The organism is Neolewinella persica DSM 23188 (genome assembly GCF_000373105.1).
In the GTDB taxonomy this organism is placed as follows: Bacteria; Bacteroidota; Bacteroidia; order Chitinophagales; family Saprospiraceae; genus Neolewinella; species Neolewinella persica.
In genome coordinates, this window is sequence record NZ_KB890445.1 from 18,078 (window position 1) to 30,647 (window position 12,570).

The 12,570-nt window shown below is 50.8% G+C and carries 7 protein-coding genes; 2 read left to right on the top strand and 5 right to left on the bottom strand.

Features of this window, described 5'->3' with window-relative positions:
• Nucleotides 1–55 precede the first annotated feature (55 nt).
• Complete coding sequence (locus B036_RS0118660) at nucleotides 56–691, top strand: LON peptidase substrate-binding domain-containing protein (protein WP_020570253.1); 636 nt, start codon at nucleotides 56–58, stop codon at nucleotides 689–691.
• Nucleotides 692–788: 97 nt separating this feature from the next.
• On the opposite strand, the gene B036_RS0118665 is transcribed toward B036_RS0118660, so the two are convergent.
• The 5 genes from B036_RS0118665 to B036_RS0118685 form a co-directional block, all read right to left on the bottom strand.
• The gene (locus B036_RS0118665; protein ID WP_020570254.1) at nucleotides 789–1,181 is read right to left on the bottom strand and encodes an HIT family protein; all 393 of its coding nucleotides are present in this window, start codon (nucleotides 1,179–1,181) and stop codon (nucleotides 789–791) included.
• A gap of 3 nt (nucleotides 1,182–1,184) precedes the next feature.
• Nucleotides 1,185–1,658: a transcription elongation factor GreA gene (gene greA, locus B036_RS0118670; RefSeq protein ID WP_026232118.1), complete on the bottom strand. Its 474-nt coding sequence runs from the start codon at nucleotides 1,656–1,658 to the stop codon at nucleotides 1,185–1,187.
• A 228-nt stretch (nucleotides 1,659–1,886) separates the two neighbouring features.
• Nucleotides 1,887–2,936 carry a PorV/PorQ family protein gene (locus B036_RS0118675; RefSeq protein ID WP_020570256.1) on the bottom strand — a complete coding sequence of 350 codons (1,050 nt, stop codon included), beginning with the start codon at nucleotides 2,934–2,936 and terminating at the stop codon, nucleotides 1,887–1,889.
• 231 nt (nucleotides 2,937–3,167) lie between these two features.
• Nucleotides 3,168–7,250 carry a hypothetical protein gene (locus tag B036_RS0118680; protein ID WP_020570257.1) on the bottom strand — a complete coding sequence of 1,361 codons (4,083 nt, stop codon included), beginning with the start codon at nucleotides 7,248–7,250 and terminating at the stop codon, nucleotides 3,168–3,170.
• 32 nt (nucleotides 7,251–7,282) lie between these two features.
• Complete coding sequence (locus B036_RS0118685; RefSeq protein ID WP_020570258.1) at nucleotides 7,283–10,999, bottom strand: TonB-dependent receptor; 3,717 nt, start codon at nucleotides 10,997–10,999, stop codon at nucleotides 7,283–7,285.
• Between the two features lie 487 nt (nucleotides 11,000–11,486).
• Between B036_RS0118685 and B036_RS0118695 the strand changes: the two genes are divergently transcribed.
• The gene (locus B036_RS0118695; protein WP_020570260.1) at nucleotides 11,487–12,527 is read left to right on the top strand and encodes a LacI family DNA-binding transcriptional regulator; all 1,041 of its coding nucleotides are present in this window, start codon (nucleotides 11,487–11,489) and stop codon (nucleotides 12,525–12,527) included.
• Nucleotides 12,528–12,570 lie beyond the last annotated feature (43 nt).

Here is a 12,570-nt window from a genome sequence, read left to right on the forward strand (position 1 = left end):
CAAAATAGGCGTTATGACTTTACCTTTCCAACTTAACGGGGTTTAACCCCAATTTATGACGCAGAAACTTGCCATATTCCCGCTTCAACTTGTTGTTTTCCCCGGGGAGAACCTTAATCTGCACATATTTGAGCCCCGGTACCGCCAGCTGATCAAAGATGCAGAAGAAAACGGTATTACTTTTTGCATACCTACGGTCATCAACGGTGGCCTCCTACCCATTGCCACCGAAGTCCGGCTAACTGAAATCGTCAACAAATACCCTTCCGGTGAAAGCGATATCAGAACCGTTGGAGAACGGGTCTTCTTCCTTGAAGATTATTGGAAAACCTACCCCGAAAAGTTATATCCGGGTGGAGAATGCAGGGAGCTTTTAATCGACTTCAACGAAGATCCCAATATCAATGGTGAAATCGTCAACCTGACGAGGGCCATTTACCGGGAACTCAACATTGACAAAACCATTCGCAGTGTAAAGGATGGCTTCCGCACCTACGATATCGCACATTATGTCGGCCTTAAGCTGGAACAGGAATACGAACTGCTGACCATCAGAAGTGCAACGGAAAGACAACGCTTCTTACTTAGTCATTTGATCAACATCAAGCCCGAATTACGCGAAGGCAAAAGCATGCAGGATCGGGCTAACCTCAACGGACACTTTAAGGAGTTGGTGCCGCCGAAGTGGTAGTCGGGATATCGAGTTGCCGAGTTTTCAGCATATCGGTTTATCTGCATCACCAGTGATTAACCGACAGCCTGACAACTCGACAACCTGACAACTTGAATTACTCAACCGCAGCAGCGATCGCCGTCCGCAGTTCCTCCATCCGCTCCGGAGAAACATCAACCGATTTCCCAAAGCGAAAATCTCCTTCGGTGGTTACCGGAACAAGATGTACGTGCGCATGAGGGACCTCCAGGCCAAGGACGCCAACCGCTACGCGGTTGCAGGGGACAACAGCCTTTATGGCACGGGCAACCTTTTGGGAAAAGACGGCCAATGCCGTAATTTCCTCTTCGGTTAAATCGAAGTAGTAATCGACTTCCCGTTTCGGCACACAAAGCGTATGACCTTCGACCATTGGCCGAACATCCAGAAAAGCAATAAAATCTTTTGTTTCGGCAACGATCATGCCCGGAATTTTCCGGTCAATGATTCGGGTAAAGATGCTGGCCATGGCTTAAATGGTAATATCGATGATTTCGAATTTGACCACACCATTCGGAGTAGTCACCTCAGCAATATCGCCAACGGCCTTACCCAGTAAGCCTACACCCATCGGACTGCTGACGGATATCTTTTTTGCTTTCAGGTCCGCTTCAGATTCACTAACCAGCATGTACTGTACGTCCTTTTTAACTTTGACGTTACGAATGGTAACCTTGCTCATCACGGTTACATTGCTGGTATCCAGCTGGCTGGCGTCCAGTACACGGGCATTTGCCATGACTTTCTCCAGTTCGTTGATCTTCATCTCCAGAAGGCCCTGAGCGTCTTTGGCAGCATCGTATTCGGCGTTCTCCGACAGGTCTCCTTTCTCACGAGCCTCAGCAATGGCCTTAGCAACGTTGGAACGTCCATCAGTCTTCAACTCGTCAAGTTGGGCGGTTAATCTGTCGAAACCTTCCTGAGATAGATAGTGGGTTTTTGACATGGTCATTCAATTTTAGGGCTAAAGCTGAAAGGCCTCCCTCCTTCCACTAAGGGAAGTAGCGAAGACCCGGCTTGCCGTTAAAGAATTTGTGTTGGGGGGCTGTTATATTACCCCTACTATAGTAAAAACAAAGACGCTTCTACTTGAAGTAGAAACGTCTTTGTTCTGTGCTTAGTTCCAAAGATACGAATTTTTGTACTAAGTCATCGCATTTTACGCTTTGTCTTTCTAAATCGAAACGCCGATACCAATGTTGTGGGTACCATTAAAAATCCGGGTATTCCGGAAGGCATAGTCGATGCTGAAAGAACGGCTACGATCACCTTTTTTGAAGGGAACACGAATGCTTGCACCAGCGCTGATACCATCGTAAAGAGGTATCTCCGTCAGTTCACTTTGCTCCAGATCGGTACGGTATCCTACCCGGGCAATGAATTGCTCGCGGAAGGCATACTCAACGGCTCCGCCAATTTGATCCCGGCCGAAAGAGTTAGCCGTGAAGTTACCCATAATGGAGATACGCTGGTTGCTTTCTAATCCACCTGGACGGAGGTCGTAAGAAGCACCAATATTAAGCATAGAAGGCATTTCGAAACCTGCAGAACGTTCGTAGAGCGTACGGTTAAAGTTGGCCTCCGTCGTCTGAGCCCCAATGGAGAGGCCCTGCCCACCGTAGGTCATCCGGGAACCGATATTACGAAGGCTGATACCAAATTTGAAGGCATCGTTCTCACCCGCAACGTACTGAACGCCAGCATCGACCGCCAGGCCGAAGGCACTAACATCCGCAGTGCCTTCACTAACACCGCGTAGCGTAACCCCTACGGATACAGCTTCTTCAAAAGTGTGGGAGTAAGTGAGGCCGATGTTCAGGAAACTGACGTTAAGGATGGCACCTGTTCCTTCTGGCTGAGCAGTGGTGGTGACCGGGATGTCACCGAAGTCAAGGCTCATAATGCTGAAACCGATGGCTCCACCGTTGCCTTTTGCACTAGCGACACCGAAAGCCTGCATGGATATGTCCGTCCCCTGGAGGTAGTTGGCGTAGCCAATTTTTACTTCCGTTCCGTTAAAACGGGAGACACCAGCGGGGTTAATGCGCATGGCTTCCACACCGAAAACACTGGAAGTGTTCATGGAGTGAAGACCGGCAGATGCCGCCCACGGATTCATTAATAATTGGGCCGCGCCGGCTTCTCCCTGGCGGTCCGGGTTTCCGGCAAAAGCGGTAGAAGCCGCCAGGCCGAAACATAATACGAGTAGGTAGATTTTCTTCATGCTACTGTGAGGTTGATCTTCCGCAATGGGAATTTGGGTTAACACCAACGGCGAACCGTCAGTGAAATTTGTTTAGTTGGGCGAGAACGCGGGTGCAAAGAATAGTTGGCTGAAAGCGCAGGGAACGTTGTGCCGTTCTTTGCCCTAAAACTTTTCTTTGCACCCTGCGGCCGCGCCAAAATAGCCGCTCGTCTCGTGCAGCACACGTAAACGAGCGGCTGATTATTGGTCCTATAAGCCTGATGGATCGAACTGGCGTTGGACACCGAACCATTTCAGGGTCCGTTCACCCAGGCCAGGTGCTTCTACGTGGATCAGGTAAATACCGCCGGAAATCTGAATGCCCCGGAAGTTCTTCAGATCCCATTCCAGAGCTGGAGAAACCTGGCGGGTACCAACCGGGCGGCCTTCACCACGCAGCATTGTAGGTGCTTCGTCACGATCATATTTACGGATAAATTTACCGTCGAGCGAGTAAATCGTCACGGTTGCCTTAGCAGGCAGGTTCGTGATCTTAACATTGGTCTCGAATTCACTGTCTTCGTAAGAACTGAAACCATAATATGGGTTCGGTACCACGTTGATCATTTCCAGGGCACGGTCCAGACCAGCCTGATCGAGGTTGGTTCCGGCAGACTTCCCGTCCAGCGAGAATCGGTAAGTTGGGTAGCCGTTTGCGTCAGCAGTACCATCCTTAAAACCATATGGGTTCTGTACCCGAAGTTTTATGGTAGCATCGTTCGGGATCAGGCCATCCTCGTAAGAAAGCAACTGAGATCCTGGAGACAGGATAGGGAAGCCAGCCCAAATGATTTCCCGGATACCATTCACCTTACGGCTAACGGTCGAGCGGGGTTCAAAGCGGCTCTCCAGGTACTCACCGCCGTCGTAAGGACGATTGGTTACGTAGAAGAAATGCTGAGCACCCGCAACAAAGTTATAGAAGTTGAACTGGCCGGGAACAGGGTCGATGATTACATCCGACGGGTTCCAGATCATATCATTACCATTGCTTTGGGCGGTGAAATCACCGGTTCCGACACCACGGCCATCATACAAACTGTTCTCACCCCAGAACACTTCAAGGCGCTCACCAGTCTCTACATTAACGGCATAACCCGGGAACCAGCCCATACCGCGCGCGAGATCCGGATCGATGTTATTATCAACTTCGGGCATACCGTCCGCACCAGCGTTCTTCGTCACACTTGGCGCATCGCGCGTATCGAACATAAGGGGATGACCAGCAGGGCGCGCAGGCGTGCCGTCAAGGAGGGCATTATCGTAGAACTGGTTAGCCGTTTCCACTACCGGACAACGAGACCAAAGGTCTTTGTTGGAGGTAAAGACGATATCTATACTGTTAAGATTTGCCATGCTCATCCGGATGACCGCACTATTGTTACTGCGGTTGATCCAAACCGGAGAGATGAATGGAACTCCGCTGGCGCGTTCTTCATGATCCATCAACTGGTAAGGGTAAATACCCGGAAAGAAATCACTGTAGACTTGCTCCGGATCCTTATCCTCGAAATTCGCCATGAACTCCGTGTTCACATAATCAAACAACTGGGTCTGAATCTGTACGGGGAAGCCGGGGATGCCGGGGTTAAAGTTATCCGGCAGGAAAGTCAGCCACGGGTCTTTAGCGTCATCGGCATAGGAAATGGTCGCACCAATCGCACCATTATTATCACCGGCCAGTGTTTCGATGCCGGGTTCGACAACATCTCCCAGGCTGACAGCGAAGCCAAACTCTGGAATGATCTGTTCATTCCGAACATCAATTGAACGTTCACTGAGGATAGTCGGAGCGTTACAATCACCCAAGCAGCGGAGCATCCACCGCACGTCATCATCAAGACGTTCGTTGGTCATGTCTTCGTCGAAGAAAGTAATTTCGTAATCACCATCAACTACGTCGAGCGGGTTGGCCACAAATACGTCGATGGGCGCAGCTCCGGTTTTGTAGGTTATCTCAGGGGAGACGTTCTCACCTGCACTAAAATCAGCCTCGATGGTCTCACGACTTTCGTCAGTGATGTCGAGGAAAGTACCGTTGTTTCCTTCTCCGGCAATGCGGGTAACGGAAGCTCCGTCACCATAAGATGCCATCAACTGACGATCAAGGATAGGCCGTGGAATCACCTGATAATATGGGTCACCGGTTAGGGCATCACCAATATTCCGGCTAGACGCCTTGTACTGCTGAGGTTGTCCGGGGTTATCCTGGTCAAATGGGTCGTATTCCTTGTAGTTATTGTAGCCATAAGCCACCACCGTAAAGTAGTACCGGCGATGGTTGATCAAACGGGAATCTCCGTCACTGGCAAAGGCATCTGCGGTAATTCGTAAACTATGGCGAATGCCATTATCTGATCCTTTGGCTACTAATTCCGGTGCCAGGTAAGGCTCCAGAAGTGGGTTATCGTCCTCATTAACCGGTTTCCAGTTAAATACCTCGGTGATACCGTTGTCAAAGTCAAACTGAGCGATTTCACGGACACGATCCGGGTTGTCTACCTCAGCAAGAGAAATTCCAGGACCAGCAAATTGGTAAACGCGGTAACCTTCGAAACGGTACAGGCTGTCGGAACCAGTAGGGATACCGAGACCTTTTTCGACGTAAGCCTCCTCGAAGTTATTACTGGCAACACCGTTGCTGAACAACAATACTATCTCACGATCCAGTTCGATCACATCGACGTCAGGAGCATCAGGTCCATCGCAGATATCAAAACAGTTGTTGAACAAGCTCTGGGCCAGGTCATCCGCCTGCTGCAGACGCTGAATAGATGGGTTGGGGTACGTTTGGTCCGGAACCCAGACTACACCTACGATTAGCTCGTTTACCGCACCGGGGCGCAGGGTAAACGGGCCAGATGCCTGTAGGGTACGAGGGTCACTGGTGCCAATGTCGGCAGTTACCATTGACCATCCCGCAGGATCGTCTGGTGCATCGTAGAAAGTAAAGCGGGTAGGTTCACAGCCAACTTCATCATAACCATCACCACAATTGACCACTTCGGAACCATCGAGCCAGATACCCTGAAGGTAGTTGTAGTATTCTGTAGCAGAGTTAGGGTCGGTAGTACCTGGAGCCGGTTCACCAACACCTCCGTTATAGATCGTGATGAAGGAACTCATACCAAGTTCTATCTCATCAATCTGCATGCCCATGTCGTCGAAGATCGGCTTACGTGGACCACGGAAGTAATCCACGCCCAGAATCGGCACTTCGTCACAGTAGGTGTTCACACCACCTGTACAAGTACAGCCAGTTGCACCGTCGAGTTCATCCTGGTTGTATACGTAAGCCAGGGAACGAGTGGTATCACAGCCTACGTAATCGTCACTGAAACAACCGAGGTCGGCATCGACCCACATGGCGAAGTAGGTGTCCTGAATGTCCTCCGTTGCCCGGTTAATCAGCTTATAGCGCTGAAAGGTCATACTGTTGATGTCATCTGAAGTAGTATAGGCAAAGGCCTGAACCTGAACCTCCATCTGGATCTGTGCGGGAATACCTGATTCCCGGTGGGTGTTACCGGCATCATTATAAATCCAAAAGACCATTTCTTCTGGAAACTGGGGCGTCTCTCCACAACCCCGGATTTCGATGATCGGGTAGTCACCTTCGGTCGGATCGTAGATACCGTCGAGGTTTTCGTCCCAAAATCCTGCAAGTCCCTGCTGGGCATCGGGCAGTTCAAAGCCGTTAATCTCAAAGAAATATTCGTTACCCGTAGCCGGCCAGCCGAGGATGTCGGCGGGTAGGTCTGACTGGTCGATGGTTGCACCGGGATCAAGGTTCTGGAAAAGGGCACGTGCCTGTCGAATGCTCTCACCCTTTACGGTAAAAAACCGGTCCCAACGAGCACAGGTATCTTTGGAGGTTGTACCTTCTTCGGTAAGTGGTCCTGGGTAGTAATCGAAGTTACCAGCCCCACGACCGTACTGCTGTGCAGCAACTTTCAACCCACCACCTGGATCTCTACCGCCGAGCCAAACGGCACCGGCGAAGATGGAACTGACTTCCGGCACCCCGGGAGGAGCCTTTGGTACAATATAGCGACCATCGCCACCATCCCACCATACGTCACCACCGGTGGTCAGGCGGGCGCGTACGTTGTTGATTTCCATATCAATCTGGGCAACGGCATTATCACACGCTTCCCGAAAGTCTATTTGTTGTTGCTGACCTGGCGTAACCGCCCGGTTTCTTGCCTCCGGACCAACAGTGGCCTGGAGCATGGTCGGGGTAGCAAACCCCACCAGCAGAAGTATTGAAAACAGGAGTTGGTTAACTCGCATAACTAAAATTTTAAAAATTGGCTGGATAAGGTTTACAGGCTAAACTGAGCTCCCACGTACATACGACGTGGCAAAGTAAAGTTATTGGGGTTCAACACCTTCCACTGGTAAGAGGTCAGGAAACTCTCCAGTGGACGACGACCGGAGGAGATCTGCTCGATCTGGTCACGACCGAAAACGGACTGCAGGTAACCTGGGTCTTCAGCAGAACCGGTAGCAGAGTAAACGTTGAGTACGTTACGGCGATCCAGAATATTGGACACCCGGAAGTAAACGTTCACGCTGGAGTTTTCTCCGATTTTGAAATCCTTGTTGATCTGGCCATTCAGTGTAAAGTTGAAAGGCTTACGGGCAGCGTTGAATGCGCTCTCGTTACCGGAGCCTCCAAACTGTGTAGGCTGGAAGGTCTGCGTGTATGGACGTCCGGAAACGGCGGAAGCCTGTAGGTTTGCACCAAGATTCTTGAAAATATTCGGCGCATTACTGTTGCGGCCGACCCGGTAGTCGAGTACAAGGTTCATCCGGTGGCGCTCGTCAAAACTAAGGGGGAAAAGCGTCCGCAGGTTGCCCCGACTGGTCAGGCCACGCTGCGAGGTAGAACTGGAGCCCGTACCATCAGCAAACTGAAGCGTGTAGTTGGCATTAACCGTGAAGTTCGCCGTCCGACGCAGGTCGTAAGTAAAGCTGAAACCTTTTACTGTACCGAAATCCTGGTTATCGAAAGTAGTATAGCTACTGCCGTTAACCGGTACCGGAGCGTAGGTACGCAGCTGGATCATGTCCCGCATTTCTTTGTAGTAGGCCGTAATGGTCAGGGCGGAAGTATTACTGAGGCGGGTCTTGAAACCTACTTCGTAATCTACCGTACGTTCCGGGCGCAATGCCGGGTTGTTGAACGTGCTGTTACCTACCCGATCCCGGAAGTAGTAGTAATCAAGTGCAGTTGCAAAGCTACCGGAAGGTGGCCGCTGTAAAAGGACATCGTAGTGAGCGAAGAAGTTGGCGTCTTCCGAGATTGGGAAAGAGAAGGCCAGACGAGGCATTACGTTGAATTGTACTTCGTAATCCTTGAAGGAATCTTCTACTTCAAATTCATCACTCTTAATGAAGTCAGGCTCTGAATCAATGGCCGAGTTAACGTACTTAGGAAAAACCAACCCATCACGAATACCGGGGATTTCGGTAAACTGGTTGGCAGGCGTACCGTCAGGAAAATACCAGAAATCACCATCGCGGTAACCCTGCACATCATTCTCCCCAACACCGCTGGTATAAACGGCAAAATCATCACCAATCGATCCCGGCTTCTCCACATCACTGAATTGGCTATGGAAAGCAGCGGCACCCATAATCTCATAAAGGCTGTAAGGGTCCTTAAGTACGCGCGTATTGGCATCATACCGGTCAACACGAACACCAAGGCGGAAGATCATGTCATTAATCGTAAACTTGTCCTGCAGGTACGCAGAAGCATAGATCGGGCGGTTGGGAGCTACGTTGAAAGATCGTTCGCCATTCTCTAATTCAAAGAAATCGTCGAAGGTCCCGTCAAACTCATTACCCAGGTAATCGTACCCAAAGTAATTTACCAGTCCGTTAAAGGCCAGTTCGTCTGCACTGAAGAGGTCCAGGCTCAGCTGGTCAGGATCCAAACCGTCGATGTTGACGTGCTGGTCAAGTCCGATCTCATTGCCGGGGCTACTCAGGCGTTCCCGGATAGTCCGGTAAAACTGCCCGTCACCAGAATCAATGGTGGGCGCCAGTACCGCAACGTTACCCTCAAAACCATCCTGAATGACCATCATAGAGTCAATTACCCGGTTGGTACCAAGTACGGAGTTAAGGCGCTGGTTGGCCAGCTGGCGGGCTACCGTCCATAAACTACTTGGGGCCAGGCCATAACCACGGTTGGTACGCTGTTCGTAGATCACACCAAGTTGGATGCTGTGACGGCTTTTGTCGGAACTTCCGGGTACGATCTCGAAGGAGGCGTTAGCCTGGAAGGTGTAGAGATCGTTATCACTCTTGTTGTACGTATTGTAAACCGCACCAACGTTAGCATCGAACCAGGTGCCGGTAAACTGGCTGGTGGTCCGACCGTTGCCGGCGAAGAAAAGATCAAGGTTAGCCGGATTAGAACTACCACGGAAGGGGTCTACATAAGTCGACTCATTCGGCAGGCCAGACAGGCCGTAGCTTCCAAGGGTCAGGACCTGATCGCCGCCGACACCGAAGATGTTATTGTAGTTGGAAAGAATGGGGTTGTGTGAAGTAGATGGATCATATCCACGAAGTACCTCCCGGTAATCGATCTGGAACAAAGAATCTGTTGCACGGTATGGGCGGGCTGCATCTCCAAGTCTGCCGAATACTGGAATGTAGTCTACGTCAAAAGTTCCTACGTGACCGTAGTCAAAGAAATTATCACCGTGAATCGGATCAGAAACGCTACTGCTGTTGTTTTCTATTGTAAACTGAAGGTTATAGCTCGCATTCTGAATTACACTGCTGTTACCAGTGCCCCCATCGGCTACGCCGGTACCACCCAGGCGGTGACGGAAGCGGAAGTTACCACGGTAGTTCTGGCTTTCCTGCGTAGGGTTGCGTGCGGCGTTGAGTAGTTGCCAGCTGTTCGTGCCATTCTCACCGGGCGTAAATTGGTTTTCAGTACTACCGTAGAAACCAGAAAAGGAAATATCAATGGCGTCGCTCAGACGGGCATCAATCTTTCCATTAAGGTTTACCTGATTCCGCTCCTCAAACGGACGGGTCTGCAGTACATTAACGTCGTCGTTAGTCAGAAAATCGGCCGCAACAACTGCCCGGTCAGCGATCTGGCGCAGTGGATTGGCTTGCAGTTCAGCCAGGACATCTTCCCGGGCTGTAATGATCGCAATCGGGGAAGGATTATCGTCTTCACTGTAAGTATAACGGCCGGAAAAACGGTAGCCCAGTACTGAATTCCCTTTCGAGTTCCGTAGGATGGGACCAGTTACCGAAAGCCCTACCAGGCTGTTGCCATAGTTGTCCAGGCCTTCACTGGTTTCAGCTTCCGCACTCATGCGGAATTGATTACTGGGGCCTTTAGTTGTAATGGATATGATACCGCCGGTTACGTCACCGTACCGAGCTTCTATACCACCGGTGATGACCTGCAGCTGCTCAATGTCGGCATCCGGGACACTGGTCGAAGAAACCCGTACACCATCAACGTAATAGTCTGTTGCATCTGAGCGGGAACCACGCACGTTAATCGCTCCACCCTCATCTGCCGAGGCAGCACCAGCCGTGATCGAAGCGATCTGGTTGATGTTACGCGTGGGCAGGTTTCGGATCTGTTCCGAGGTCACCGTTTGGCCGGAGGTCGTATTGTCCTGCTCAATGAGGGGGACTTTAAAGCCCGTTACCACAATCTCAGTCAGGGTAACCCCGTTATTGGTCACTTCTATGTTTGCATTATTGGTCTTACCGGCGTTAACGGGAATGCCTTCCACCCGCGTTGGCGGGTAGCCGGTATAATCCACCTGGATGTCGTAAGTACCGGGGTCAATATTAGAAAAGAAGTAATTACCGTCAAGATCGGTGTTGGTTCCCTGATAAAAGGCTCCGTCCTTAAATAGTTGGACCGTAGCAAAGGGAAGAGGTGCTCCGTCATCGTCTACATCCGTCACCTTACCCTTCAGGGCAGTTTGAGCGAAAGCAGTAAAAGCGGTAAACACGAGTAAAAAGAGGAGTAAAGTTCTTTTCATACCTGGTGAGTTGTGCTGAGTAGTTCAGAATAACCGAAGATGGTTCATCGGGCTACAAAAGTGTGACACAAAAGTTAAAATTTCTTTGAGGATGCCGGTTGGGGCAGTCAGCCGACAAAAGAAACTTCGCTAGTGCTAAGGCCGCAAAAGTAAACAAGTTTGTCTTACTCACAGGCTTTTCATCACTGAAAAGCCTTGCTTGTCTGTCGGCAACAAGCCCTCAGGTCATTTTTTTGGATAGTTTTCCGTTTTCCAGGCTTAGGGAATGGATAATAAGGTGCAGCCAAAAATCTTTGTACTGAATAAACGTAAGGCTATCAGTGCGTGGCCGCAGGTGCATAGCACGCGTTAGGGGCAATGATTCTTAAGGTAGCCCGGTGGGCTACAAAGCGTAGAAAGCACCCGCCCCGGTCCTGGCACTCCGCAACTTTCATTACCTTTCCATTCCTGTTTTAATGAAGGAATTGTCAAGCATCCCTCCTGCCCAATGGCCAAAAAGTCCGGTAAAATAACGATCCACGATATTGCTTACGAGCTTGGCCTCAACGCCAGCACAGTAAGCCGAGCCTTGGCCGACAACCCCGTAGTAAGCCAGAAAACCAGGGACCTCGTCAGGGCAAAGGCAGCAGCACTAAATTATCAGCCTAACCGCATTGCTGCGGCCCTGCGGCGAGGCCGCTCCGATATTCTGGGGGTCATCGTTCCGGCACTGGATCGGGCGTTTTTCGGGAAGGTGATCCGGGGGATAGAAGAGAAGGCCGGCAAAGCCGGCTTTCACATCATCGTCTGCCAAAGTTATGACTCCGCCAAACGCGAACGCGCTATGGTAGATACTTTACGCCGATTGCAGGTAGACGGTATTATGGTCTCCGTTGCTAAGGATAAAGAACAAGCAAACAACGTTGACTTTTATCAAAACGTAATTGCCTCCGGATTTCCCATTCATTTTTTTGACACGATCGCGGAAGGTGTAGATGCACCCGTAGTCGTCATCGACAATGAACAAGGGGGATTCGAAGCAACAAGCCACCTGATCAAGGCAGGCTATCAGCGCATTGCTCATTTACGCGGACCACAACACGTCCCCATCTATCGGGACCGCTACCTCGGGTACATTCGGGCAATGGAAGCCGGCGGCCTCACCGTAGACCCCGGCTACGTGATTGATATTGTTTCTCATTTCGACAATGGCGAGGAGGCTTTTCTCAGCCTGTGGGACCTTACTCAACCACCCGACGCCGTATTCAGCAGCAGCGACTACAGCGCAGCCGCCGGGATCAAAGCCTCCGAAAAGCACGGTATCAGGGTTCCTGAAGACCTCGCAATTATCGGCTTCTCCAATGAATCCTTTACCGAAATTATTACCCCTAACCTCTCCACAGTAGATCAGCAGACCCTTGAAATGGGCCGCCGCACCGCCGAACGGATGATTGCCGTCGTTGCAGGGAACGCTACCTCGGAAGACATGGAACAACGGTTGGTGCTGGCGCCTCGGGTTATTGTGCGGGGGAGTTCTAGTGTTTTGTAATCTGTCATCAGGGGGCAGGGGGTCAGGGGGTCAGGGATCACTT

What these genes read in the sequence shown, in the direction of transcription:
- B036_RS0118660 (WP_020570253.1), top strand. Translation starts at nt 56, where the DNA reads ATGACGCAGAAACTTGCCATATTCCCGCTTCAACTTGTTGTTTTCCCC.
- B036_RS0118665 (WP_020570254.1), bottom strand. Translation starts at nt 1,181, where the DNA reads ATGGCCAGCATCTTTACCCGAATCATTGACCGGAAAATTCCGGGCATG.
- greA (WP_026232118.1), bottom strand. Translation starts at nt 1,658, where the DNA reads ATGTCAAAAACCCACTATCTATCTCAGGAAGGTTTCGACAGATTAACC.
- B036_RS0118675 (WP_020570256.1), bottom strand. Translation starts at nt 2,936, where the DNA reads ATGAAGAAAATCTACCTACTCGTATTATGTTTCGGCCTGGCGGCTTCT.
- B036_RS0118680 (WP_020570257.1), bottom strand. Translation starts at nt 7,250, where the DNA reads ATGCGAGTTAACCAACTCCTGTTTTCAATACTTCTGCTGGTGGGGTTT.
- B036_RS0118685 (WP_020570258.1), bottom strand. Translation starts at nt 10,999, where the DNA reads ATGAAAAGAACTTTACTCCTCTTTTTACTCGTGTTTACCGCTTTTACT.
- B036_RS0118695 (WP_020570260.1), top strand. Translation starts at nt 11,487, where the DNA reads ATGGCCAAAAAGTCCGGTAAAATAACGATCCACGATATTGCTTACGAG.